General features: G+C 56.2%; 24 protein-coding genes. 12 read left to right on the plus strand and 12 right to left on the minus strand.

The annotated features are described in order from the left end of the window. Window positions 1-62: 62 nt before the first annotated feature. Both ACH3PB_RS01160 and ACH3PB_RS01165 read right to left on the minus strand, forming a co-directional pair. On the minus strand, window positions 63-362 hold the full coding sequence (locus ACH3PB_RS01160) for a Flp family type IVb pilin (RefSeq protein WP_416397635.1): 300 nt from the start codon (window positions 360-362) through the stop codon (window positions 63-65). 202 nt (window positions 363-564) lie between these two features. Next, complete coding sequence (locus tag ACH3PB_RS01165; RefSeq protein WP_416397636.1) at window positions 565-1,038, minus strand: hypothetical protein; 474 nt, start codon at window positions 1,036-1,038, stop codon at window positions 565-567. A gap of 160 nt (window positions 1,039-1,198) precedes the next feature. Between ACH3PB_RS01165 and ACH3PB_RS01170 the strand changes: the two genes are divergently transcribed. Next, window positions 1,199-2,425, plus strand: coding sequence for a saccharopine dehydrogenase family protein (locus ACH3PB_RS01170; protein WP_416397637.1), 1,227 nt, complete (start codon window positions 1,199-1,201; stop codon window positions 2,423-2,425). Window positions 2,426-2,434: 9 nt separating this feature from the next. Here the strand turns inward: ACH3PB_RS01170 and ACH3PB_RS01175 are convergent, their stop codons facing one another. After that, the gene (locus tag ACH3PB_RS01175; protein WP_416397638.1) at window positions 2,435-3,277 is read right to left on the minus strand and encodes a ComF family protein; all 843 of its coding nucleotides are present in this window, start codon (window positions 3,275-3,277) and stop codon (window positions 2,435-2,437) included. Between the two features lie 203 nt (window positions 3,278-3,480). On the opposite strand from ACH3PB_RS01175, the gene bioB reads away from it, so the two are divergent. From bioB to ACH3PB_RS01225, 10 genes are all read left to right on the plus strand, one after another. After that, entirely contained in the window at window positions 3,481-4,458 is a 978-nt protein-coding gene (bioB, locus tag ACH3PB_RS01180; RefSeq protein ID WP_416399499.1) for a biotin synthase BioB, read from the plus strand. A 2-nt stretch (window positions 4,459-4,460) separates the two neighbouring features. Beyond that, complete coding sequence (gene bioF / locus ACH3PB_RS01185; protein WP_416397639.1) at window positions 4,461-5,636, plus strand: 8-amino-7-oxononanoate synthase; 1,176 nt, start codon at window positions 4,461-4,463, stop codon at window positions 5,634-5,636. Window positions 5,637-5,641: 5 nt separating this feature from the next. Further along, window positions 5,642-6,493, plus strand: coding sequence for a hypothetical protein (locus ACH3PB_RS01190; RefSeq protein WP_416397641.1), 852 nt, complete (start codon window positions 5,642-5,644; stop codon window positions 6,491-6,493). Next, the gene (locus ACH3PB_RS01195; protein ID WP_416397643.1) at window positions 6,486-7,340 is read left to right on the plus strand and encodes a methyltransferase domain-containing protein; all 855 of its coding nucleotides are present in this window, start codon (window positions 6,486-6,488) and stop codon (window positions 7,338-7,340) included. The genes ACH3PB_RS01190 and ACH3PB_RS01195 overlap by 8 nt, the downstream gene beginning before the upstream one ends. 24 nt (window positions 7,341-7,364) lie before the next feature. After that, window positions 7,365-8,096: a dethiobiotin synthase gene (gene bioD, locus ACH3PB_RS01200; protein ID WP_416397644.1), complete on the plus strand. Its 732-nt coding sequence runs from the start codon at window positions 7,365-7,367 to the stop codon at window positions 8,094-8,096. Window positions 8,097-8,295: 199 nt separating this feature from the next. Continuing rightward, a complete protein-coding gene (locus tag ACH3PB_RS01205) occupies window positions 8,296-8,568 on the plus strand; it encodes a flagellar biosynthesis protein FlgE (RefSeq protein WP_416397645.1) in 273 nt (90 codons plus the stop codon). A gap of 2 nt (window positions 8,569-8,570) precedes the next feature. Beyond that, window positions 8,571-9,497, plus strand: coding sequence for a putative metalloprotease CJM1_0395 family protein (locus tag ACH3PB_RS01210; RefSeq protein WP_416397646.1), 927 nt, complete (start codon window positions 8,571-8,573; stop codon window positions 9,495-9,497). A gap of 243 nt (window positions 9,498-9,740) precedes the next feature. After that, on the plus strand, window positions 9,741-11,540 hold the full coding sequence (locus ACH3PB_RS01215; protein WP_416397648.1) for an acyl-CoA dehydrogenase C-terminal domain-containing protein: 1,800 nt from the start codon (window positions 9,741-9,743) through the stop codon (window positions 11,538-11,540). 70 nt (window positions 11,541-11,610) lie between these two features. After that, on the plus strand, window positions 11,611-13,401 hold the full coding sequence (locus tag ACH3PB_RS01220; protein ID WP_416397649.1) for an acyl-CoA dehydrogenase C-terminal domain-containing protein: 1,791 nt from the start codon (window positions 11,611-11,613) through the stop codon (window positions 13,399-13,401). A 79-nt stretch (window positions 13,402-13,480) separates the two neighbouring features. Beyond that, complete coding sequence (locus ACH3PB_RS01225) at window positions 13,481-14,110, plus strand: hypothetical protein (protein ID WP_416397650.1); 630 nt, start codon at window positions 13,481-13,483, stop codon at window positions 14,108-14,110. A 51-nt stretch (window positions 14,111-14,161) separates the two neighbouring features. Here the strand turns inward: ACH3PB_RS01225 and ACH3PB_RS01230 are convergent, their stop codons facing one another. From ACH3PB_RS01230 to miaB, 9 genes are all read right to left on the minus strand, one after another. Next, window positions 14,162-14,872 (minus strand): endonuclease, encoded by a 711-nt coding sequence (locus ACH3PB_RS01230; RefSeq protein ID WP_416397651.1) that lies wholly within the window; start codon window positions 14,870-14,872, stop codon window positions 14,162-14,164. Window positions 14,873-14,970: 98 nt separating this feature from the next. Further along, window positions 14,971-16,026, minus strand: coding sequence for a DNA polymerase III subunit delta (holA, locus tag ACH3PB_RS01235; RefSeq protein ID WP_416397652.1), 1,056 nt, complete (start codon window positions 16,024-16,026; stop codon window positions 14,971-14,973). Window positions 16,027-16,042: 16 nt separating this feature from the next. After that, the gene (gene lptE, locus ACH3PB_RS01240; RefSeq protein ID WP_416397653.1) at window positions 16,043-16,543 is read right to left on the minus strand and encodes an LPS assembly lipoprotein LptE; all 501 of its coding nucleotides are present in this window, start codon (window positions 16,541-16,543) and stop codon (window positions 16,043-16,045) included. A 49-nt stretch (window positions 16,544-16,592) separates the two neighbouring features. Then, window positions 16,593-19,193 carry a leucine--tRNA ligase gene (leuS, locus tag ACH3PB_RS01245; protein WP_416399500.1) on the minus strand — a complete coding sequence of 867 codons (2,601 nt, stop codon included), beginning with the start codon at window positions 19,191-19,193 and terminating at the stop codon, window positions 16,593-16,595. A gap of 90 nt (window positions 19,194-19,283) precedes the next feature. Next, entirely contained in the window at window positions 19,284-20,849 is a 1,566-nt protein-coding gene (gene lnt, locus ACH3PB_RS01250) for an apolipoprotein N-acyltransferase (RefSeq protein WP_416397655.1), read from the minus strand. 91 nt (window positions 20,850-20,940) lie between these two features. After that, window positions 20,941-21,807: an HlyC/CorC family transporter gene (locus ACH3PB_RS01255; RefSeq protein ID WP_416397657.1), complete on the minus strand. Its 867-nt coding sequence runs from the start codon at window positions 21,805-21,807 to the stop codon at window positions 20,941-20,943. Between the two features lie 100 nt (window positions 21,808-21,907). Further along, window positions 21,908-22,459, minus strand: a complete 552-nt coding sequence (gene ybeY, locus ACH3PB_RS01260; protein ID WP_416397658.1) for an rRNA maturation RNase YbeY — start codon at window positions 22,457-22,459, stop codon at window positions 21,908-21,910. Then, window positions 22,459-23,559 carry a PhoH family protein gene (locus tag ACH3PB_RS01265; RefSeq protein WP_416399501.1) on the minus strand — a complete coding sequence of 367 codons (1,101 nt, stop codon included), beginning with the start codon at window positions 23,557-23,559 and terminating at the stop codon, window positions 22,459-22,461. The genes ybeY and ACH3PB_RS01265 overlap by 1 nt, the downstream gene beginning before the upstream one ends. A 34-nt stretch (window positions 23,560-23,593) precedes the next feature. After that, window positions 23,594-25,039, minus strand: a complete 1,446-nt coding sequence (miaB, locus tag ACH3PB_RS01270; protein WP_416397660.1) for a tRNA (N6-isopentenyl adenosine(37)-C2)-methylthiotransferase MiaB — start codon at window positions 25,037-25,039, stop codon at window positions 23,594-23,596. A gap of 156 nt (window positions 25,040-25,195) precedes the next feature. Between miaB and ACH3PB_RS01275 the strand changes: the two genes are divergently transcribed. Beyond that, window positions 25,196-25,531 (plus strand): DUF1820 family protein, encoded by a 336-nt coding sequence (locus tag ACH3PB_RS01275; RefSeq protein ID WP_416397661.1) that lies wholly within the window; start codon window positions 25,196-25,198, stop codon window positions 25,529-25,531. The last annotated feature ends 5 nt before the right edge of the window (window positions 25,532-25,536 follow it).

A 25,536-nucleotide genomic window follows, 5' to 3' on the forward strand; every position in this document is an offset into this window, starting at 1 on the left:
TTCCTTAACTAAGGTAGTTCGACTACCTGGCTGAAAACCTAACGTGAGGATCGGGCTGAAACCTACTTGATGGCTGAGGTCGCACCCTTGTCGTAGTTCGACAGGTTGGCTCGATCGTTGTCGGAAGAGATTGTGAGAGCATCCTTGCCTGCCTGATTGGCCCGACCAGTCGCAGGGTTGCCTGACTGACCGCCAATCTCAGCTGCCATACCAGCAACCTGATTTCGAACCGCAGAGCCGAACATGCCATAGACGCCGATGGCGGACACAGCGATAAGTGCAACGATGATGATGTACTCCGTCATGCCCTGACCGAGTGACTTTTTTCGAGAAACGAATGAAGTGAAACTGAACGCGCGCATGCGTCCTCCTTGAGCGATTATGTCCATCCTGGACGGGAGTGCTGGAGGAAGACTTGGCTGGAGGCTATGTGATCCACATCCTGTGGAACAGTTCATTCGCCGGGCTGCGCTGTCTCCCTGACAGCGACGCGAATAGTAATTTCGAGGAGGTCAAAAATCAAGCGCTTTGTTTGTTATTTAACCTGATTGGTGATGCCCTCGCTTACCGCAACGTCACCGGCAAATCGTACTTATTCAATCTTAACCAGCTCTCATCCACCACCCACTGCACGGCATCAATGTCTTCGTGCTCGATCATGATCTGTTGCGCGCGGGCCTGCATGCTCGCGAACTGCTTTTGAGCTTCGATCATCTCGGGCGAATCTTCCTTGACGTCCTGCAACGCGGGAAATACAGTTCGGAGGCCCTGAGTCAGCGACACCGTTTCGCCGTGGAGGGTGCTCATGGTCACGACTCCGTCATGCTCTTCCAGCACCCTGAATGGGTAGGGGTAGGCCTGGAGTGTCTTGTCCTCGAGCAAGCGCTCGTTGAGTGCCGTCGAATGAATACTGTCGCTGAGTATCCAGGCAATAAACATGGCGGCCAGTAGCATCACGATGGCAAACTGCTTTTTATCAGACATGGCTTCTCCGGAGCGGGCCTCATTCGGCGTGATGGGTGTGCTTGTGTCGGTCATGACCTGATTCCTGGCGGCATTAGCAAGAAAATTAGCTAATAAATGAAAACCTTAGGCGTATCAGTGATTGCATACAATGGCTGAAAACCGAGAGCCTGGGCTGACTTGCTCCAGGAGGTACGTTGCGCGAAACGGCTTGGCACACCAGGACAAGGATTAAATGATAGCATCTACACGGTTCGACATCGTACTTTTTGGCGCAACGGGATTCACTGGTCAGCTCACTGCCGAGTACCTCGCTCGCGCAAGCTTCTCCGCCAATTTTCGCTTCGCGATCGCCGGACGCAGCAGGCAGAAGCTGAAGCGCCTGCAACGGCGCCTGGTCTCTATCAATCCCGCCCTGAGTGATCAGATCGGCATGATCAAAGCAGATGCCAAAAAGCCAGGTGAGCTGGCGGAAATGGCATCTGCGGCCAGAGTGCTGCTGAGCACGGCAGGGCCTTTCGTGCATCATGGAGAGCTGCTGGTAAAGGCCTGCATCGAAGCCGGTGCGCATTATGCAGACATTACCGGAGAGCCGGAGTTCGTCGATGGACTCCGTATTCGATGCGATGAGGCGGCCAAAGCGCAAAAAGTCAAGATCATAAACTGCTGTGGTTTCGACTCCATTCCGCATGATTTTGGTGTCTTCTATACGGTGCAACAACTCACCCGTGGGCTCTCAGATGAAGCGATCAAGACCAGTAATGTAGCCGTTGAAGGTTTTGTCAGTGCCAGTGGTAGGCTCTCCGGCGGTACGCTGGCTTCGGCCATACATGCGTTCTCCCGTGTGAAATCTTACCTACTGCAGCGTAGTGACCTTGATCAGCCCAATGCCGCCCGGGCGATAAGGCCAATGCTGCCAAAGCTATCAAAGCGGGATGTGCTAAAGGCCTGGGCCTGTCCATTTCCGACCATAGATCCACAAATCGTCTTGCGATCGGCAGCTAACGATCCGCGCTATGGGGGTCGGTTCACTTACGGACACTACGTGAAGGTGGAAAGCCTGCTGAGAATAGTCGGCGGCGCTGCCTTCCTCGGTGGCGTATTCACACTTGCGCAGTTCAAGACGACACGCGAATGGTTGCTCTCAAAGGCCGGTCACGATGGCCCCTCGGATTATCGCCGCGCGAAATCATGGTTTGAAGTCGTCTTCAAGGGCGAGTTGAACCTCGAAGGGAAGGCGGCCGAAGCGCGTGAGGTACTCACCAGCGTATCCGGCAGGGACCCGGGTTATGACGAGACGGCCAAGATGCTCGCTGAAACCGGCCTCTGCCTTGTACAGGATGCTCGACGTCTGCCAAAGGTCTATGGGGTGGTGACACCGGTCATGGCTTTGGGGGAGCCGATGCTGAACCGGCTGCAGGCCAGTGGTATTCAGTTTCGGCTGCTGGAAGAATACCGATAGGGATAGCCATCAGCACTGGCTCTTTCGTGCCAAGGCGAAGACTAGAATCGTCAGACTCGGTTCGACTGCCTTAAGTGCTCGCGCACATTCATCAGCCGTGGCTCCAGTAGTCATAACGTCATCGATCAGAACGAGGGTGGTCACTGCTTTTATCGAGCGAAGGTCTCGAAGCCGTTGCGCATCCACGATGAATGCTTCGCGCATATTTTCTCGACGGCTCTCAGGTGCAAGGGCGGCCTGCGGACGGGTCGCTCTGGCTCGAAGCAACAGACGGTGCTCCACCCGTAGACGTTTGGGCACGGCAAGTGCGCGCGCGATAGCAGCCGCCTGGTTGAACCCACGGTGACAAGCTTTGCTGCGATGAAGTGGGACAGGGATGAGTCGCACCTGCTCTGACTGACAGCCGTCGAGCAGTATGTCGAGTTCGCTTGACACGCTGCATGTGAGTGGTGGTATCCAGTGGAGAGCGGCGCGGTACTTGATGCTACGGATGAGCTCATCAGCCGGGAATTCGTATTCTAGTCCGCAGCGCGCCTTGTCATAAACCGGCGGGACCCGAATACATTGGCCACAAATGAGCGCAGGTGAAACTGCTGACGTCAGGTCGGGGTGCAGGAGGCGTGCACTGCCAACGTTGCCACCACAGATCGAGCAGGGTGAGCGCACCCTGGGGAGATCATCGAAGCACCCTGTACACAAGGCTTGATCACCGGCTTCTCCAGACCCGCATAGTAGACAGCGGCGCAATGGTCGGTTGAATCCTGCCTCAAACTGGCCGACACATTCGTCGAGCCATTTGGCCACCCTGTAAACCTGAGGGCGCAGAAAAGTTGACAGCTTTTGCTGGAACATGAACACTTCACTCCTTGAATGTTCAATGATCGTGATTGATCAATCCTTAATCGACGCTGCTTATACCGGAAACGCTTATGTCTGTCACATCTGTATCGCAATGGTCCCCCGAAAATTCATCTGCCGCCGGAGATTCTGCTGCGTTTGAGCTCGGTGCCGTTCGGCACGATTGGACAGTGGCCCAGGTCAACAAGCTCTTCGCCATGCCGTTCAACGACCTGTTGTTCGAAGCGCAGCGTGTGCACAGGCAGCACTTCAATCCGAATGCCGTTCAGGTCAGCACACTGCTGTCGATCAAGACTGGTGCCTGTCCTGAGGACTGCAAATATTGCCCGCAGAGTGGCCACTACAACACAGGCCTGGAAAAAGAGAAGCTGCTGGAGATCGAGAAAGTCGTGGCTGCTGCTGAGCGCGCCAAGGCAGCTGGCTCAGGCCGTTTCTGCATGGGCGCTGCATGGCGTAACCCACGCGAGAAGGATATGCCGTACGTAGTGGAGATGGTTCGCCGTGTAAAGGCCTTGGGTCTCGAAACCTGTATGACGCTGGGTATGCTCGAAGAGAAGCAGGCGGCGGACCTGGCTGAAGCCGGCCTGGATTACTACAACCATAACCTGGATACCTCGCCCGAATACTACGATCAGATTATCACCACCCGTACCTATAGCGATCGATTGGATACGCTGGCGCATGTCCGCGATGCGGGCATGAAAGTGTGTAGCGGTGGTATCGTCGGCATGGGCGAAAGCGCGAATGACCGTTCTGGCCTGCTCAAGCAGCTGGCGAATCTGCCACATCATCCTGAAAGTGTGCCGATCAACATGCTGGTAGCCGTGAAAGGTACGCCGCTGGAAGATCAGGCACCGCTGGAACCCTTTGAATTTGTTCGGACAATCGCGGTAGCGCGAATCATGATGCCGAAGTCCTATGTGCGGCTGTCCGCCGGTCGCGAAAGCATGAATGAGCAGATGCAGGCGATGTGTTTTTTCGCTGGCGCAAACTCGCTGTTCTACGGTGAGAAGTTGCTGACTACGGCGAATCCGGACGCGAATACCGATATGGCACTGTTCGGCAAGCTCGGCATTCAACCTGAACATCTGGCTGTACAGCAGGCGCAACCTGAGCTGGCCGCTGTACCGGCGAGCCAGGCTGATCGAGGTCAATTCTACAATGCTGCCGGGTAACCATGCCCTTACCAGCCAGCTGGGGGCTCGAAAAGGCTCTCGCTGAAATTGCAGCGATTGGGCAGTTTCGCCGGCCTCGACTGCTCGAAAGCGGGCAGGGCGCGCGCGTTACAATCGACGGCCGGACGCTGCTCAATTTCTCCAGTAACGACTACCTGGGTCTGGCTGCTCATCCTGCTGTCGGCAGGGCTCTGAAGGCTGCCGTCGACACCTACGGCGTCGGCTCCGGCGCCAGTCATCTTGTCTGCGGTCACACGTCCGCTCATGAGGCGCTTGAACAGGCCTTGGCCCGACTGACTGGCCGCTCGCGTGTGCTGCTGTATTCAACAGGCTATATGGCGAATCTTGGCGTCGCTTCGGGCTTGCTGGGCCGGCAGGACGTTCTGCTGCAGGACAAGCTGAACCATGCCTCACTATTGGATGCAGCCTCTATCAGTGGTGCGAAGCTCGTGAGATATCGCCATGGCGACGTCCGGCATCTGCACGAGCGGCTTGCCGCGCTGCAGCCGTCATCGCAGCGAGTACTGGTGAGCTCTGACAGTGTGTTCAGCATGGATGGCGATGTGCCGGATCTTCGAATGATAGCGGCCTGTACAGCGCAGGCTGGCGCGGCGCTGCAGCTCGACGATGCCCATGGTCTTGGCGTACTAGGGGCAAAGGGCGGTGGTGCCTGTGAGGCCCATGCGCTGGATGAAGACGCTGTTCCAGTGCTCATGGGCACCTTCGGTAAAGCCCTGGGTACGGCGGGCGCTTTCGTAGCTGGCAGTGAAGCACTCATCGAAACGCTGACTCAGAAAAGCCGCACCTTCATATACACGACAGCCATGCCACCGGCGGTGGCGGCCGCTACCTGTCGTAGCATCGAGCTGCTGACTGAAGAATCCTGGCGGCGAACGCACCTGCAGCAACTCATCAGCAGGTTCAAGTCGAAGGTTGCGGAGATCGGCCTTAAGCTGATGCCCTCTGATACGGCCATACAGCCCTTGCTGGTCGGTGATTCCTCAGCGGCCGTCGATCTCAGCAATGCGCTACTCGCCAGGGGCTTCCTGGTGGTGGCGATACGTCCACCAACTGTTCCCGCAGGGGAGGCCAGGCTGCGAATAACCCTCTCGGCTGCACATGATGAAAATGATATCGACCAACTTGTCCATGCGCTGGCGGCCCTGGTGACGCAGTGAGGCACTTGGAGATCGTTATAATTGGTGGTTGGGCGCAGAGTGCCGAAACTTATGCGGTACTTGCGAAAGCCCTGGAGCGAGTGTTCGCGCATATAGCCTCGAACGACCTGTTCTCAGGGGTGGCGATACAAATATGCCCTCTGGACAGGGGAAAATCGAAGCTTCATGAGCAGCTCGACTTATTGGACCACCACTTCCGCGCGGCCGACTCGTCAGTGCTGTGGATCGGCTGCTCCCTTGGAGGTTTGCACCTGCTCCAATGGCTCGACAGTAGACTGTCCTCGGGCAGACCTGCCTCAACGCGGGATCAGTTCCCCATGAATGAGTATGTGGCGCTAGTCGGCACCAGCCCTCACTTCTGTGAGTTGCCTGATACTTCCTGGCCTGGCATGCCCACGTCTGCTCTGGATACCATGCTGACTGATCTCAGAATTGATCCATCGCGGACCGTGCGGGCTTTCAATGTTCTGCAGTGCAAACGCCTACCGGGCGGTCGACGCAAGGCTGCCGTCAAAGCCTTGAATAGCATGCCATCGCAAGCAGCTGAAGAAGTGCTACTGGAGGGGCTGGCTCTACTGCGAGACGTGGACCTCAGGCCTGCGTTTATCTCATGCCCACTGCCTCTGCTGGCGATCTTCGGTGAGCTGGATTCATTAACGGGAAAAGCTGTGGCGATCGCGTCGGATACCCTGATGAAGCAGGCCACACACCCTCAGCGACTACCCCGCATTGTCAAAGTGTTGGAGAACGCCGGACACTATCCTGATGCTATGACAAGCCGTTTGATCGCTGAGCACTGCCGAGCCTTCCTGCAGCTTGTCGGCTGTGATACGCGGAGGCTCCCGGCGCATGGATAAACGTCACGTCGACCGTTCTTTCAGTCTGGCTGCGACCAGTTACGATGAACATGCGGGCATACAGCGCAGAATAGGTGAGGCGCTTATCCAGGGCCTTTCCGAACGTCTGATGCTGCAGCCTCCGGTTCAGGAAAAGTGCCGGCTCGTGGATGCTGGCTGTGGCACTGGCTATTTCACAAACTCGCTGATCAGTCTGCTACAGCACGGGCATGTGCAGGGTTCGGCAATTGAATCAGGACGCGGCCAGCAGAATGAGATCCTGTTCATCGCCCTCGACAGATCTGCGGGCATGCTGGACGTTCTGAAGCGAAAACACGGCGGCACCCGAACTACGGGGGGCGACCTCGCGCCGCTTCAGGCCGATCTTGAAAATCTGCCGTTAGCCACGGGATCATCTGATGTCATTTTCAGCAATCTCGCCATGCAGTGGCTGGAGCAGCCGTCCAACTGGCTTGACGAAGCGGTTAGGGTACTTCGGCCCGGGGGCTGGTTAGCGTGTTCAACCCTTTTGCCAGGCTCTCTCATCGAGATCCAGGCCGCATGGGCCGGACTCGATAGTGCTCAGCATGTCAATGCATTCACAGCGTTCGATAATCTTAGGGCGGCCGCTCCGGTGAATGCTTCGCTGCATCAGCGGCGCTTCACCGAACTCTTTCCCTCAGCGCTCGATGCGATGCGATCCGTGAAAGGCGTCGGTGCGCATACTGTACTGCACGGTGCCCGACAGCAGCTCACCACCCCTGGTCGGTTGAAAGCTGTGTTAGCTGCGTATGAGCAGCAAAGGCAAGCTGAGGGCGTTCCCCTCAGCTATGAAGCCGGCTTCATCTACTATCAGAAGCCGCATTAATCCTTCCATTTCAACGAGGCCGCAATGACCTATCGCTTTTTCCTGACTGGAACCGACACGGATGTCGGCAAAACCTTCGTCGGCTGTGCACTGCTGGCTCACGCAGCAGACAGGGGGTTCACAACGCTCGGACTCAAACCTGTTGCAGCGGGCTGCCATCAAAGCTCCGCGGGATTACGCAACGATGATGCGCTCAGGTTGCAAGCAGCCTCGTCTATCATGGCAGACTATAGGGAAATCAATCCTGTTCAGCTTGAGGCCGCAATTGCACCGCACATTGCAGCTGAGAAAGAAGGCCAGGCTGAGCACCTTCAGGTGGAAAAGTTGCGGGCTCACGTTGAGCGGGTGCTCACCGACCGACAGCCAGAGTTTGCCATAGTGGAAGGCGCGGGGGGCTGGCTGGTGCCACTGAGCAGCACCGCTGATCGCACGGAGACTTTCGCCGATCTGGCTGTTTCGCTGGGATATCCGGTCATTCTCGTAGTTGCCATGAGGCTCGGCTGTATCAATCACGCGCTCCTCAGCTGCGAAGCCATCCAGGCGCGAGGTTTAAAGCTGGCGGGTTGGGTTGCCAACCGACCTACTGCCGAAGTCATGGCAGCAGAGGCTGAGAATCTGGCTACATTAAAGCGACTCGTTCCGGCGCCACTCATTGGCACGATAGGATACCTGGCCGATAACGAGCGTATTGACGCAAAGGCCGCTGCTGCCGAGCAAATTTCTGGTTTGGTAGAACCGGTGGCATCACGAGAATGAAAGCCGAGTCACGCATTTGAGCAGTGGGATTACAGCGACTACGAAGCCTCACCATTCTTTACATCAAGCTGTTTGAAAATTGATCAGCCGATTGGTAGCGTAGATACTGCGGGTGGAGCCCTGTTCCTCGAGCAGTGAGCCCGCCCAGATCGCATCAGTTTTCCTGATGCGGTCAGTCAACGAAGCAGGCAGGTGGCTTATGATCAGTGGAGCAATGAACGCCGGATTCCAAGGTATACAGACGGGTATGAGAGGCATGCAGGCCTCTGCAGAACGTATCACCCAGGCGACAACCACCAATGTCACTCAACCTCAGGCGGTCCAGCAAGGGCTCAGCCAGGCTGGCGGACTCGACGACATCACCAGTGCGGTAGTGGACCTCAAGCTCTACGAGGTTCAGGCTTCAGCTTCAGCCAAAGTTGTAAAGACGGCCGATAACGTACTCGGTACCTTACTCGACACCATGGCCTAAGCATGTTTTCCGCGATTGGTAGCGTCAACAGTGCTTTTCAGGGGCAACAGGCTAGTGCTGCCAATTCACGCGCACTGACTACGGCTCCGACCAGCGCGGTAGGTCCAACGGCTGCCTCGGCCTCCGTCCAGGATGCCTTCGCGCTAAAGACCGGCAACGAGGGTCGTTCGCTGGTAGCGACCGATCTTCAGCCAGTTCAGCGCGTCGATGACAAGACCGCTGCAGATGCGCCAGGTGCCTCCAGAGCAGTCAATTCCGATAGAGACCCCGCCTTTAGTGCACGTCAGTCCAAGACGAGCAATGATGGTGAGCGGCTGGCAGGTCAGGAGGCGGATGCCCCTGACAAAGCCGGACTCGAAGCCAAGCTCGACGAAACGGAGCTTCGCCTGATCCAGGACCTCGCCAGTCGTGATCGCGAAGTCCGGACGCATGAGCAGGCGCATGCCAGCGTTGGTGGGGCCTACGCCGGTGCACCGTCCTACACCTACACCAGGGGCCCTGACGGCAAGCAATATGCCACCGGTGGCGAGGTATCAATTGATACCGGTGCCATCGAAGGTGATCCTCAGGCGACGCTGGACAAGATGCAGCAGGTCATTCGCGCTGCACTGGCACCCGCAGAGCCTTCACCGCAGGATCGAAAAGTTGCCGCTGCGGCGAGTCAGACCATCAATGCAGCACGCGCTGAACTCGCCGCCATGGAGAAGGCCGCTGCGGAGGCTCAGGCGCCAGAGAAGACTGAAGCGGGCTCTGAAACTGTTGCTTCCGAGGATGTGAGTGAAACCGCCCGACAATCTGCCGAAAAAGGCAGCAAACCTGCGTCATCACTGGCTTCCGAGCCATCTCTTCCTGCCGAGAAAGCGCCTGTTCAGCCCCGGGAATTGCAGCGTGCAATCGCCACATATCAGCAAATATTTACCGCTGCTTAACCCGATCCATCTTGACAATTGCCCGAAGCAAACGTATGTTTCAAACACCTGTTTGATACTGGTTATTTCCAGAGTTGTTCGTGGTGTCCGGTGTTCATGCCGTAGCGGCGGGTCTGGAAATTCAACAATACCCTCTCCCGATACCGGGAGGGCAATAAAGCCTTCGGGGCACATGGGTCGCAGTCCTGCTACTGGTTAGCCGACGCGAATCTGATGGTCACCTGGCAGTGAAGAGGTAAAGTCATGGTCGAATACAAAGCTCCACTTCGTGACATCAGTTTCGTCATGAACGAACTGCTGCATGTTGAAAATCATTACAGCGAACTGCCAAGTGCAGAAATGACGTCACCGGATGTGGTTGAAGCCATCATCCAGGAAGGTGCCAAGTTCTGCGAAGGTGTGCTTTCGCCCCTTAACGCTGTTGGTGACAGCGAAGGCTGTACCTGGTCTGAAGATGGCGTCAAGACGCCAACCGGATTCAAGGAAGCCTACAAGCAGTTTGTTGAAGGCGGCTGGCCTTCCATGACTGGCCCAGAAGAGTTCGGCGGTCAGGGCATGCCAGAGTCACTCGGTCTCGTAATGAGCGAGATGGTCGGCACTGCGAACTGGAGCTGGGGCATGTACCCTGGCCTGAGCCATGGCGCATTCAACACCATCGAGCAGCACGGTACAGCTGAGCAGAAAGCTGCTTATCTGCCGAAGCTGGTCAGCGGTGAGTGGACTGGTACCATGTGTCTGACTGAACCACATTGCGGTTCGGATCTCGGTACCCTGCGTTGCAAGGCTGAGCCTACTGCAGATGGCGCTTACGCCATTACCGGCACCAAGATATTTATCTCTTCCGGTGAGCATGACATGGCCGAGAATATCGTCCATATCTGTCTCGCGCGACTGCCTGGTGCGCCACAGGGTACCAAGGGCATCTCTCTTTTCATCGTGCCAAAGTTCAACGTGGACGCGGATGGCAACATAGGCGATCGCAATGCCGTAAAGTGTGGCTCTATCGAGCACAAGATGGGCATTCACGGTAACTCGACCTGCGTCATGAACTTCGACGGCGCCAAGGGCTTCCTGATCGGACCTGAGAACAAGGGTCTGAACTGCATGTTCACCTTCATGAACGTGGCTCGTCTGGGTACTGCGATCCAGGGTCTTGGCGCTGCCGAGCTGTCCTTCCAGGGTGCACTGACTTACGCAAAGGACCGTCTGGCCATGCGTTCACTGTCAGGCACGAAGAATCCTGACGGCATCGCTGATCCGATCATCGTTCACCCGGACGTTCGTCGCATGCTGCTGACGCAAAAAGCCTTTGCTGAAGGCGCACGTGCAATGATCTACTTCGCCGCAATGAAAGGCGATCTGGTCAAGGACAGCGCTTCAGAAGAGATCCGTCGGGAAGCTGACGAAATGCTTGGCTTCCTGACACCAATCGCCAAAGCCTTCCTGACTGAAGTTGGCTACGAAGCGTCCAACCTTGGTATGCAAGTATACGGCGGCCACGGTTTCATCTCCGAGTGGGGCATGGAGCAGATCGTTCGTGATACCCGTATCGCGCTCATGTACGAAGGCACGACTGGTATTCAGGCACTTGACCTGCTGGGCCGTAAGGTTCTCATGACCCAGGGTGAGTCTCTGAAGCGCTTTACCAAGCTGATCCACACCTTCTGCAAGGAAAACGAAGGTAACGAGCTGGCGAAAGAATACGTCGAGCCGCTGGCCAAGCTGAACAAGGAGTGGGGCGAGCTCACTACCAAGATCGGCATGGCAGCGATGAAGAACCGCGATGAAGTTGGTGCGGCTTCGGTCGACTACCTGATGTACAGCGGTTATGCATCAATGGCTTATTTCTGGGCTCGTATGGGGCTGCTGGCCAAGCAGAAGCTTGAAGCTGGTACTGAAGAAAAAGCCTTCTACACAGCCAAGGTTCAGACGTCGCAGTTCTACTTCAAGCGCCTTCTGCCAAGGACCCAGGCTCATGCCACTGCTGCAGTAGCAGGCGCGGAGTCCCTGATGGATATGGATGCAGAGCACTTCGCGCTCTAAGTTCTAAAAGTTTCCAAGCCCGCTCTGCGGGCTTTTTTTGCTGATTGATACCTATAAAAGAGGATTACCCATGCCTGCGTACAATGCACCTCTCCAGGATATGCGCTTTCTGCTGAATGAAGTGTTTGATCTCAAAGGAATGCTGAGCAGTCTCGATGGTCTCAAGGATCATGTCGATATCGACACGGCGGACGCAATTCTCGAAGAAGCAGCCAAGATTTCGAGCACTCTCCTCGCACCGATCAACCGGTCTGGTGACGAAGAAGGGTGCCATTGGAACGATGGCGTAGTGACCACGCCTGCCGGTTTCAAGGAAGCCTACAAGACCTTCATCGAAGGGGGCTGGTGTGGACTCGGTGGCAATCCTGAGTTCGGCGGTATGGGTATGCCGAAGATTCTGGGTGCGCTCGTCGAAGAAATGATTCAGTCGGCCAACATTTCTTTTGGTCTGTACCCCATGTTGACAGCTGGTGCGTGTCTCGCACTCGACGCACACGCTTCAGAAGAGCTCAAGAACAAGTACCTGCCAAACATGTACAGCGGTGAGTGGAGCGGTTCCATGTGTCTGACCGAGCCACATTGTGGTACCGATCTAGGCATCATTCGCACGAAGGCGATACCTCAGTCTGACGGCTCCTACACCGTATCGGGCACCAAGATCTTTATTACCGGTGGCGAGCATGACCTGAGCGAAAACATCATTCATCTGGTGCTGGCGAAGCTGCCTGATGCACCAGCGGGATCACGTGGTATCTCACTGTTCCTCGTGCCAAAGCTGCTGGTCGACGACAACGGCGTATCTGGCGAGCGCAACAACGTCAACTGCGGTTCCATCGAGCATAAGATGGGTATCAAGGCGTCTGCGACATGCGTCATGAACTTTGACGGTGCCAAGGGTTGGCTGGTAGGCGAGGTCAATAAAGGCCTGGCTGCCATGTTTACCATGATGAACTATGAGCGTCTCGGTGTGGGTGTCCAGGGTCTGGCGGCTGCTGAACAGAGCTACCAGAATGCTGTTGCCTATGCACTAGACCGTACTCAGGGGCGTGCACCACAAGGTGCGCAGAATCCTGACAAGGCCGCGGATCCTATCTTTGTGCATCCAGACGTGCGCCGCATGCTCATGAACATGAAGGCCATGAACGAAGGCAGCCGTGCGTTCTCGGTCTATTCAGCTCGTTTCCTGGACCTGGCCAAATACTCACAGAACGAAAGTGAGCGCCAGCATGCTGAGGCCATGGTTGCGCTGTTGACGCCGGTCTGTAAGGCATTTCTGACCGATCGTGGACTTGAGTCCACCGTCTCTGGTCAGCAGGTCTTTGGTGGTCACGGCTATGTGCGGGAGTGGGGTCAGGAGCAACTGGTGCGTGACGTCCGTATCGCGCAGATTTACGAAGGCACTAATGGCATTCAGGCGCTCGATCTCATGGGGCGGAAGATCGTCTCCAATGATGGTCGTTTCTTCGAACTGTTTGCGAACGAAGTTGCAGACTTTGTCGAAGGTCATCGTCAGGATGCGTCGCTGCAGGAGTTCATGGAGCCGCTGTCAGCTGCCCTGGCCCGTCTGTGCGATGTGACTGAGTATGTCATAAAGGCTGCCAAGGACGATCCGAGCGCCATCGGTGCGGCGAGCGTTGAGTATCTGGATCTGTTCGGCTACACAGCATTCGCCTATGTACTGGCTCGCAGTGCAATTGCCGCGCAGGCGCACAAGGGTGATGACAGTAACGGCTTCTATGATGGTAAGCTCAAGACCGTACGGTACTTCTACAACCGCCTGCTGCCAAGGACGCTGTCATTGGCCGAGGCAGTTCGTTCAGGTAGTGCTGACATGATGGCGATCACTGCAGAGCAGCTGTAAGTCCTGTTGCTTCCAGAGTGAAGCTTGTGTTCAGCAAAAGCCGGCCTCAGAGCCGGCTTTTCTGTGTATGGAGAAGGATATGAGCAATCCGCAGCAGGATCATCGATCTTCGGCATCGTCGTTCTTGAAGAACAGCCTCGAGTTGCTGCAAACCTCCCTGCGCGATCAAGGTCGGCGGGAAGCGCGCTTTGTGTCGCTGGCCACACTTGTTGGCGGTGAAGGTTCTGAGCGTCATCCGGCCGTGCGTACGGTCGTGATGCGTCAGTGGGAGAGTTCGCCACCATTGTGGCGCTTCCATACTGATAGACGGGCAGCCAAAGCGGGCGAATTTGCGCAGAACGAACGTGTGAGTGCCGTGTTCTGGGATACTGTGAATCAGTTACAGATCAGGCTCGATGGCATAGCCGGGGAGTGTGGTGATGCAGCCTGTATTGCGGAAACCTGGCATTCACTCGGTGACCGCGCCCAGCAAAGTTTCTCGCGTCTTGAGGCACCAGGGGAGGCTCTCGACCGACCGGACGCGCTGAGCTTTGAAAAGCCCTCTGCGAGTGAGTCGCTGACAAAGGGGCAGCTTGTGAGCTCGAATTTCATGCTTGTTGAGGTCAGGGTGACTAGCATCGATTGTCTATCGCTTGCCGACGACCCCCATCATCGGGTGAAGGGTGAGTGGGTTGGGGGGCAATGGATATCGAAGTGGGTTGGCCCCTGAGCCCTATAAACGCTCCGGACTAAGTGCTTGAGCGAGTGGAACTAGCGAGGGCTACCGCATCTGATCCGCACGCGAGGGGTTATCAATAAACAAATTCCTGTTGCCCTGAAGTTTTTCGATCTGTTTGTTACGGGCTTTTTCGGTCTCGTCGGGCGGAAATCGTTTACACCAGTCGATCAACGTTTCGATAGAGGTAGGCGCCGGCAGTTTGTAGGCTTCCATCATATATAGGGTGGCTCGCGCCACGACGCCTTTGGCTTCATCCTGAGGCTCTATCACGCCATAAGCCTTACGTGTTTCGCATTCTCCAGTTTGTCCGTCGTCGCCAATTGCTGCGAAGTGTGAGTAGCCTCGGGCCAGCTCAAAGCTCATCGTGGACGGGTAGATGTTATGCATGTCGGAAATCATGCGCCTGTAATCCGGCACATTGGTTCTGCATTTGCTGCTTGTCCCGCATTCGAGCTGTTCACGTATCCACGCCGTGTCGTAGATATAGCTCTCCTTAATGGTGATCGATTTTTTTTCGAAGCTCTGGCTGCAGAAGAGCGTGGTGCCGCCGCTCGCATAGAGATCTCCCCAGAACAGATCTTTCAGGGTCTTCTCGGGATCGGTGTGACGTGTCTGCGCATCAGCCACTCCAGTGTAGCCGGCCAATAACGAGAGCAACAGAAGCAATGTCAGTAAACCGGGCCGACTGCTAGCAACCGGCTGGGCTGGCGTGAGGGGATAAGTTCTGGAAAAACAGCTGAAAAATAGGTCCATCGTCTTATAACCGCATTTGCTGGAAGCAGACTAACGAACAATTAAACCACATATTCAGTAGCTACTGAATATACCTTTTGTACGCCCCCTTCTTCCGGTCAAACCGGCGCGCAGACCTTGGGCGGATGTCCGCTCAAGACATAGGCGAGGTCGCACAGAAGCTGCTCGATAGGCAATGGATTAGCTTTTTTCACTGCGGCGTCACAGAGGCAAGCCAACTGATGAGCCTGTTTTAGCCTGGCTGGACGAAGTCGCGTCACGTGCTGCTTGTAAGCCTGCTGCCGAAAACGTGCAACTCCCGCCTGCTGGCATGCATCCTGGAAACTGCTACCCGCCGCCTGCGCCCGAACGATCTTGGCCAGCACCCTGAGTTCTCTGCTGAGTGACCAAAGCAATATCGGGTCGGCCACATTTTCGCTGCGCAGATGCAGAACAATGGAAATGGCTTTTTCACCTTTGCCTTCAAGGCAGGCGTCGGTCAGATCGAAGACCGTATAGCGACTACTGTCGCTGATCGCATCGGCGATGTGGCGTTCGTCGATCTGGTTCTTGCCGTGCAGCAGGCTCAGCTTCCTGAGCTCCTGGTCTGCGGCCAAAAGGTTACCGTCGATATACTGCTGCAACAGGGTCAATGCCGGAGCCGTCAGGTGCAGACCAGCCTGATTCGCCCGCCGCGCCAGCCAGCTGGCCAAGCCATCTGACTTCATTGGCCAGATCGGCACATGTGCCTGGGACTGTTCGAACTGCTTGAACCATTTGGTATTGAGGGTCTTGGCTTCGATTCGATCCGAGAGGATTAGAACGAAGGTATCCGCTGGGGGCCGCTCTAGCCAGCTCAGCAGCACTTTTCTGCCAGCATCGCTCGGCAGAGCGATCAAGTGAAGCTGCAGGATGCTCTGTTCAGCGAACAGGGAGGCCGTTTCGAACTGTTGGGCCAGTCCGTTCCAATCGAAATCTGCGCCGATCTGAAAGACCTGGCGTTGATTAAACCCAAGCTCTCGGCATTGAGCACGAACTTCATCGGCTGCTTCATTCCGAAAGAGGGGCTCATCGCTGCTGATCCAGACCGCCCACAGCGAACTGTCCGCCAGACCGTGGCCCTGGCGGAACTGCTTGTCGAAATGTGCCTTTATCCCTTCCGGTTTCAGACGCATGAGGCGTTATCCGTGATCAGGGTGCGAATATCTGCAGAATGGCATTCCGATCACTGTAGAGTGAAAGCCGTAGCATCAGCTCTGCCGAAAGTTGCTGATCCAGATCCTCGATAATCTGTTCTTCCTCTTTTTCCTTACCCAGCACACTGAGTTCGTCATATCGATAGACTTGCGACTGCACAAGCTGCGTCGGCGGAATGAGTGTGGCGCCCAGATCGGTAAGAGAGAACTCCACAAGACGCGCAACCTGGAATTCAGCGGCAATAGCGTTATTGGAAATACTCACCGCGCGGCGGTCGGTCCGCACTTCACCAATGATGAGGGTCGGCAGTCGATCCGAGTCGGTTGCAATCGTGACTCCGGCTTCGGTGAGCTGTCGATCGACGACGTCACAGAAGTTGGAGTCTATCGCCTGTGCGCAAACCAGATTCATGGCCCGCAGACCATCGGGGAGCACGATATTGCCCCTTGGTCTGAAACCACAGCCCGTAGCCACGATCACGCTGACGACGAGCAAGAGGACTCCAAGAGGCTTAAGTGTCCCCTGTAAAGCCTCTTTTGCAGGACTAGCGAACGACAATGTTGACCAGCCTCTGTGGCACGACGATGGTCTTCACGATTGACTTGCCTTCAATAAACTTCTGCACATTTTCGTTAGCGAGCGCCGTGGCGATGATCGCTTCGTTATCGGCGCTTGCAGCACAGTCCATTTCGCCTCGTCGCTTGCCGTTGACCTGAATAGCCAACGTAAACACATCCCGCACCAGCGCCTTCGGGTCCGCTTTCGGCCAGGCGGCGTCCAGGATCCTGTCCTCATGCCCAAGTGCCTGCCAGAGAACATGACAGATATGGGGCGTAATTGGCGCAAGTGCCAACACTGCTGTTTCAAGCGCTACCCTGAGCACAGCCTGAGCCTGCTCAGTATCGGCAGCCAGCTTGTTAGCTTCGTTCAGAAGCTCCATGACCGCAGCGATGGCTGTGTTGAAGGTGAGCCGGCGGCCGAAGTCGTCGGACACTTTTTCAATCGTCTCATGTGTCTTGCGATAGAGGTTACGTTCAGCTTCGGCCAAGGCGTTGACATCGATGGCGACGGCCTTATCGCTGCCAGTGGCCTCGGTAAAGCTGCGAACCTGCTTCCAGAGTCTGCGCAGGAAGCGGTGAGCGCCTTCGACACCGGTATCGGACCATTCGAGCGACTGCTCTGGCGGCGCTGCGAACATGGTGAACAGACGTACCGTATCTGCGCCGTACTGATCGATGAGGGTCTGTGGGTCGACACCGTTGTTCTTCGACTTGGCCATTTTCTCACGGCCGCCGTGTTCTACCGGCTGACCGTCTGACATCAGCACATAGCCGCTCACCCTGCCATCGTCGGTCAATACTGGCTGAACTTCAGTCGGGTTGAAAAAGACCTTCTTGCCGTCGTCCATCGTGCGATAGAAAACATCGGCGATGACCATGCCCTGGCAGAGCAGACGCGAGAAGGGTTCATCTGAATTGACCAAGCCCTCATCCCGCAAAAGTTTATGGAAGAAGCGGGCATACAGCAGGTGCAGAATGGCGTGTTCGATGCCACCGATGTACTGGTCGACCGGTAGCCAGTAGTTGGCCGCTTCGGGCTCGAGCATGGCAGTCTCGGACTTCGGTGAGCAGTAGCGCGCGAAGTACCAGGACGACTCCATGAAGGTATCGAAAGTATCTGTCTCACGTAACGCAGGCTCTCCGCCGCTGACCGTTTTCGCCCACTCGGGATCGGCCTTGATCGGACTCTTGACGCCACTCATGGTCACATCTTCAGGCAATACGACTGGCAGCTCGTCGAGCGGAACGATGCGTTCCTCACCAGACTCTGTGGTCACCATGGGGATGGGTGCACCCCAGTAACGCTGGCGGGAGACGCCCCAGTCGCGCAGTCGGTAGTTGACTCGTTTCCGGCCTTTGCCCTGCGCTTCCAGCGCCTTCGCGACAGCTTCGAAAGCTTCGGCTGTCGTAAGACCAGTGAACTCGCCCGAGTTGATGGTGATGCCATGCGAGGTATAGGCATTCAGCTGGATGTCGATTTCAGCGGAATCGTTCTCCAGCGGCGCGATGACCTGGGTGATGGGTAGACCATACTTGCGGGCGAACTCATGATCGCGCTCGTCATGGGCAGGCACCGACATGACTGCACCCGAGCCGTAATCCATGAGCACGAAATTGGCGACCCATACGGGGACCAACTCACCGGTGAATGGATGGATTGCTTTGATATCAGTTTCGACACCAAGCTTTTCCATCGTGGCCAGCTCGGCTTCGGCAGTCTTGGTATTAATGCAGGACTGAATGAAGTCGCTGACGCGAGTGCAGGTCTCGGCAGCTTCCTGAGCGAGCGGATGCTGTGCAGCAATGGCAATGTAGGTTGCACCCATGATGGTGTCTGGACGCGTGGTGTAGACCTCAATTTCTTCGTCGCGGTCTTTCAGGCTGAATCTGAACTCAACACCCTCAGAGCGGCCTATCCAGTTCCGCTGCATGGTGCGAACCTGGTCGGGCCAGTGCTCGAGCTTGTCGAGGTCGTTCAGTAGCTCTTCAGCGTAGGCTGTTATTTTGATGAACCACTGCGGGATCTCACGGCGTTCGACCAGGGCGCCAGACCGCCAGCCGCGACCGTCGATGACCTGTTCGTTGGCGAGTACCGTGCCATCGACTGGATCCCAGTTCACTGTGGACATTTTTTTGTACACCAGGCCCTTTTCATACAGGCGGGTAAAGAACCACTGCTCCCACTTGTAATAATCAGGCTTGCAGGTGGCGACTTCGCGCGACCAGTCATAGCCGAAGCCAAGTGCCTGCAGCTGACCCTTCATATAGGCGATGTTTTCGTAGGTCCAGCGTGCTGGCGGCACGTTGTTTTTCAGTGCGGCATTCTCGGCGGGCAGACCGAATGCGTCCCAGCCCATGGGCTGAAGGACATTCTTGCCGAGCATCCGCTGGTAGCGGGAAATCACGTCGCCGATGGTGTAATTGCGGACGTGGCCCATATGCAGCTTGCCGCTGGGGTAGGGGAACATCGAAAGGCAGTAATACTTTTCTTTGGTCTTGTCCTCATTGACCTGAAAACAGGCTTCCTTCTCCCAGATTGTCTGTACGTCCTGTTCGACCGCCTGGGGATGATAGTGTTCTGGTATCAGTTCTGGCATGGCTGGCATGTGCTCTGCTTGATCCGCGTGGCCGGCTATTCTACCTGTATTGATCGGCTTGTCACCAGCCGTTGGCAATCACTGGCGTCTGGCGCGCAGACTTGAGCCGACAATGAGCAGGGCGCTTAGGAACAGAATCGGTAGTGACCCGGATCTGGCAAAGGGCGTAGCACCCTGTCGAGGCTGGACCTCGCCTCTGAGTACACCAGTTTCGAATTGCGCCAAGCGGTCCTGGATAATGCCGTCTGCGCCGATGATGGCTGTGACGCCGTTGTTGGTGCCACGCAGAAATGGCTTCTGCTGTTCCAGCGCACGCATGCGGGCGATCTGAAGGTGCTGTAAAGGCCCGATGGAACGTCCGAACCATGTATCGTTACTGACCGTGATCATCAGGTCAGTATCGGCGGCCTGATTGGCGACAAAATCAGGGTAAACTACTTCGTAGCAGATGAGGGCTGCGACGGAGTAGGGCTGGCCGCCAGCACTGAGCTGCATCGTCAATGGAGACTGATCAGGACGTCCTGGCCGCATATCGGACATGGGCAGATTGAAAAAGTCGATGAGACCTCGCAGCAACGACTGCATCGGCACATACTCTCCGAATGGGACCAGCCTTTGCTTGTCATAGCGCCCCTGCGCCTTCCCAAGGCCGATAAAACTGTTGTGAACCTGTATTTCACCCTCGTCACCTTCGCTGACGGTCAGGATGCCGGTAAAGAACGCGGTATTCTCTGAATCTGCTCGTCTCGCGAGTTGATCCAGGAGAGAGACGGCCTGATGTTCGTACAAGGGCAGCGCGGTTTCGGGCCAGAGTATGATGTCGGCATCCCAGAGTGGCGCGGTCATATCGAGATATGTCCGGACGATATTGTCACGTTCTGAAGATTTCCACTTCAGCGCCTGAGCAATATTGGGCTGAACGAGTGCAGCCGTCAGTGCCGGCCCGTTCGCTGTCGTCCACTGCACGGTGCTGAGTCCATAGCCACTCAGTACCAGGGCAAGTACGATTCCGGTAAAAGCGTAGGCAGGCCATCTGGCGCTGCGGATCTGAGGCTGATGGTCCGCCATGTCCGGCTTTTTTTTCGTTCGCTCGAGAAGCTCTTGAACTATAAGCGCCAGCACCAGGGCCATCAGCAAAATGAGCAGCGAACAGGCATAAACACCAGCAACAGGTGCCCAGCCGGCCATCCAGCCGCCTGTACTGGCTGAGGGCAGCGCCTCCCCGAGTAGAAGCCAGGGAAAGCCGCTCAACAGCCATGCCCTTACCCATTCAAAAAGTACCCAGACTGCGGCGAATATCAATCCGCCGAGTAATACCTGGCGCGTGGGCAAGATACGATCGAGCCTGGCATATCTGAAAGATAATCCAAGCAGGAGGAACTGCAGCACGAAAAACAGGGCGAGGAGGGCGGTAAACAGCAGTGTTAGCCCACCAGCCAGCGTGGGCGAGGCATTCCCGTAGTCATGAATGCTGAAATAGACCCAGGACACGCCCACGGTAAAAAAGCCGAAACCGAGGCACCAGCCTGCCAGTGCGAACTGTTTCAAGCTGCGGGTCGCCAGCGAAGGCAGCATGCAGAATGCCAGGGCGAACAGCGGGTAGGGCAGCCAAACCAGGTCGAAGGGCGCAAATGTGAAAGGCAAGAACCCGCCGACTAGTAGCCAGGGGAGGTAGTGGCGGACAAAGTGAGCGAGCATTAGGCGTTTCAACTTGTGGCTATGGCGCGGTACCGACTCAGCTCATCTCGGCCTGACGGGTAAATTGCATGAGACGAATCTGACGATTATCCGAGTTCAGGATCTTCACCATAAAGTCACCGAACGCGATACTCTCGCCGCGCTTGGGCAATCGGCCGAAGCGATGGACAACGAGGCCCCCGATAGTATCGTACTCATCTTCGTCGAGTTCGAGCCCGAAGTATTCATTGAAGTCTTCGATCGGCGTGAGTGCCTTGACCACGAACTGACTGTCGTCACGACGCTTGATGAAGCCTTCCTCGTCGAAATCATGTTCGTCTTCGATGTCACCGACGATCTGCTCGAGAACGTCTTCAATGGTGACGAGACCGGCAACACCGCCATATTCATCAACTACAATGGCCATGTGGTTGCGGTTGGTCTTGAAGTCCTTGAGCAATTGATTCAGTCGCTTGCTCTCAGGTACAAAAGAAACCGGTCTGAGCTGATTGATGACCTGAGCACGGGTAAGCTCACCTTTGAGGGCTAATGGAAGTAGATCCTTGGCCAGCAGGATGCCCACCACATCGTCCCTTGACTCCCCGATGACCGGATAACGGCTGTGCGCTGCATCGAGTATCTCCTCAAGATAGTCCTCTGGCGAGGCCGAGGCCTTGATCACGATCATCTGTGCTCTGGGCACCATGACTTCTCGGACCTGCATGTCTGTGACCTGCATGGCGCCTTCGATGAGGCCCAGTGACTCGGTATCGATGATCTGTCTTGATTCTGCAGCGCGAAGGATTTCGAGCAGCTCTGACTTATCCTGGGGTTCTGCTGAAAAAGCAGCTGAAAGCTTGCTTATCCAGCTTCTTGCGGGGCTGTCCATGTGCGACTTTGACTGTTCCGGCTCGGGATCCGTCATAAAATTTCGGTCAACTCTCTCTTATGTGACTGGTACGTACCGCATTGGTAAAACTACCGATACGGGATCAGAATAATCAAAAATGCGGGCGAGGAACAGATTATTCTTCTGGCCTTGGCTTTACCTGAGCGTCAGCATCTACGTCCTGGTAGGGGTCGGCAATGCCTAACGCTGCCAGCAGCTCGACCTCAATGGCCTCCATTACCTCAGCCTCATCAGCCTCAATATGGTCGTGGCCGAGTAAATGCAAGAGGCCATGGATGACGATATGCATCCAGTGGTGTTCCAGCAACTTCTGCTGCTCCAAGGCCTCCTGCTCGAGGACTTCAGGACAGATGAAAATGTCACCGAGCTCGGCCTGTGCGGCAGCCAGTGCTTCTGGAGGTAGGCCTTGAGGCGGGTCGAAAGGGAAAGACAGGACGTTGGTGGGCTTATCCTTGCCTCTGTACTGGCTGTTGTAAGCCTGCATGTCTTCTGAGTTCAACAACTGAATTGACAGCGACCACTCGTGAGCGGTCTCGCCAGCTGAATGATTGCCGGCCAGCACGGCTGCGACGATCGGGCGCAGCCCATCGGCACTGACAAACTCCGGTAAGGCGGTTGCGGTCGAACCTGCGCGCAGATCCTCAAAGCCCAGATCGATGGTGGTCATCAATGTGGCTGACCATCCGAGGACGGGGTTTTCGGCCTTGGCCGTGCTGGAGGCTGCGGGCCACTGCGCTTGAAGCGGCTGGGACGCTGTAGCTCGCTGCTCGGGTCCTTGGGTGCGGCTGACTCGCCGAGCTTGTCGAACTTGTCGTAGGCATCAACAATGCGTTGAACGAGCGGATGGCGTACGACGTCACGACTGGCAAAGCGGGTGACGGCAATGCCGTCCACTTCGCTCAGGACATCCAGGCTATGCACGAGGCCAGAGGGCGTGTTCCTCGGCAGATCCACCTGGGTCAAATCGCCGGTGATGACTGCCGTTGAACCGAAGCCGATGCGTGTCAGGAACATTTTCATCTGCTCGCGCGTCGTGTTCTGACTCTCGTCAAGTATGACGAAGGCATTATTGAGTGTACGACCCCGCATGAAAGCCAAGGGTGCGACTTCAATGAGCCCCTTCTCCATCAGGCGGGCCACCTGCTCGAAACCCATCATGTCATAGAGCGCGTCGTAAAGAGGGCGCAGATAAGGATCCACCTTCTGAGCCAGGTCGCCCGGCAGGAAGCCGAGCTTCTCACCGGCCTCGACCGCCGGCCGGACCAGCATGATCCTGCGCACCTGCTCACTGGTGAAGGCTTCAACGGCGCAGGCGACCGCGAGATAGGTCTTGCCCGTACCTGCTGGCCCTACACCAAAGTTGATGTCACAACTTCGAATCGACTTGACGTAGCTGCTTTGATTCGAGCCTCTCGGCTTTACGTGCAACTTTGGGGTTCGAATGGCAGCAGCAAGCTCGCGGTCCTGGGTATCGTCATCATCGGGTGACGAGTCCAGGCGATGGCGGTCGCGGACCTCCTGTATCAACAGATGCACCTCTTCGCCGCCGAGTTCGAAACGCGAGCTGGTCTGCTTGTAGAGTCGCTTCAGCAGCTCTTCAGCTGCTTTGACCCGGGCACGCTCACCACGAATGGCGAACTGGTTGCCCCGATGGCTGATCGATACCCGCAGCCGGTTCTCGATATGACGAATATGTTCATCGAACTGGCCGCAGAAGTTTCGCAGCTTTGCGACATTGTCAGGCTCGAGCGAGATGGTGACAACGATGTCTTTTGCTTCTGAGCCGGTTACAACGGCTGAATCAGGCCTGGTAATAGGCAGTCTCCGTGGTGGGTTGAACGCTGCTCGTCGATGCGATGTCTGCCGAAGGCGCAGCAGGGCGTAAGCCTTCAGGTAGACCAACCAGAACCCCGCGCAGCGAATTTGGACGCGCTTCAGTGATGCGCAGGTCGACGAAGCGACTGATCAGACGCTCACTGTCTGCATGGCTCATCATTTCGTTGCTGCTGGCTTCAGTCATGTCCGCCGCCTCAAGCTGGGGGAAGAAATTGACGACCCGGTTGTTTTCTGTACGCGCCTGCAGTTGCGCAGGATCTTTCTTCGAGCGGCCCGTTACCAGCACACGTTCAGTCGTGCCTACCATTTGGCGGCTGATCTGCTGGGCGTGCTGGTTGATCGCATGCTGCAGACGCGCCAGGCGAGCCTTCTTGACATCCATAGGCACGCTGTCAGGCAAGTCGGCAGCCGGCGTGCCAGGACGGGCAGAGTAGATGAAGCTGAAAGAGACATCGAAGCCGAGTTCGTCGATGAGCCGCATGGTGTCTTCGAAGTCCTCATCGCTCTCATCGGGAAAACCGATGATAAAATCGGAGGACAGGCTCAGGTTGGGCCTTATTTCCCGCAGGCGCCGGATTTTATCGACGTACTCTGCCGCCGTATGCCCGCGTTTCATCCTCATGAGAATGTTGTCGCTGCCGCTCTGTATTGGCAGGTGCAGATGGCTGACAAGCTCAGGTACTTCGGCATAGACATCGATGAGTGAGTCGCTGAACTCGACCGGGTGTGAGGTGGTAAATCGGATGCGGTCGATACCATCGATAGCTGCGACGTAGGTGATGAGTTCGGCGAGGTCCACCGGCGCTTCGTCCTCATCCTCCAGCATGCCGAGATAGGCATTGACGTTCTGACCAAGAAGATTGACTTCGCGTACACCGGAGCCGGCCAGATGTTCGATTTCCGCAAGCACGTCGGCCACCGGACGGCTGACTTCTTCGCCACGGGTGTAGGGTACGATGCAGAATGAACAATATTTACTGCAGCCTTCCATAATCGAAACGAAGGCACTGGCGCCGTCCGCGGTCGGCATCGGCAGATGATCGAACTTTTCGATTTCGGGGAAGGTCACATCCATCATGGGAATCTGACTCTTCACGCGTTGATCGACCATTGCCGGCAGCCGGTGCAGGGTCTGAGGTCCGAAAACGAGATCGACGAAAGGCGCTCTGGCGCGGATGGCCTCGCCTTCCTGGCTGGCGACGCAGCCGCCAACGCCGATAAGCAGATCAGGGTTCTTTTTCTTCAGGGATTTCCAGCGACCCAGCTGATGGAACACTTTTTCCTGCGCCTTTTCCCTGATCGAACAGGTATTGAGCAGTATCACATCGGCGTCTTCTGCCGAGTCGGTCAGCTCGAGCTGATGGCTCTCGCCCAGCAGGTCTGCCATGCGGGACGAGTCATACTCATTCATCTGACAGCCATGCGTTTTTATAAAAAGCTTCTTGGTCGCCACTGGTCACCCTTGCTCAAAATTTGAGCATTTAACAAATTGGGCGGCTATTATAGGGTTGAAGTGATAAAATCTCGACCCCATTTCTTAGTCTCATCGTTCACGGTACTCAAATACATGGCAAGTTCTACGACAAGCAAGACGGTCTATAAGGTTATCTACTTCAATCACGACGAGATTTTCGAAGTCTACGCGGCTAATGTCTATGCCAGCGAGTTGTATGGTTTTGTGGAGATAGAAACCTGGCTGTTCGGCGAGCGCTCGCAGCTGCTGGTCGATCCGGCTGAAGAAAAGCTGAAGAACGAGTTTGCCGGCGTGACTCGTTCCTATATTCCAATGACTGCGATCATTCGGATCGATGAAGTCGAGCAGCAGGGGCAGGCAAAGGTTTCAACAGCCAAGATGGCTACAGTTTCTGCGTTTCCGCGGCCACCGGCCAAAACCGACAAATAGATGTT

It is taken from the genome of Allohahella sp. A8, assembly GCF_047946665.1.
Classification (GTDB): Bacteria; Pseudomonadota; Gammaproteobacteria; order Pseudomonadales; family Oleiphilaceae; genus Allohahella.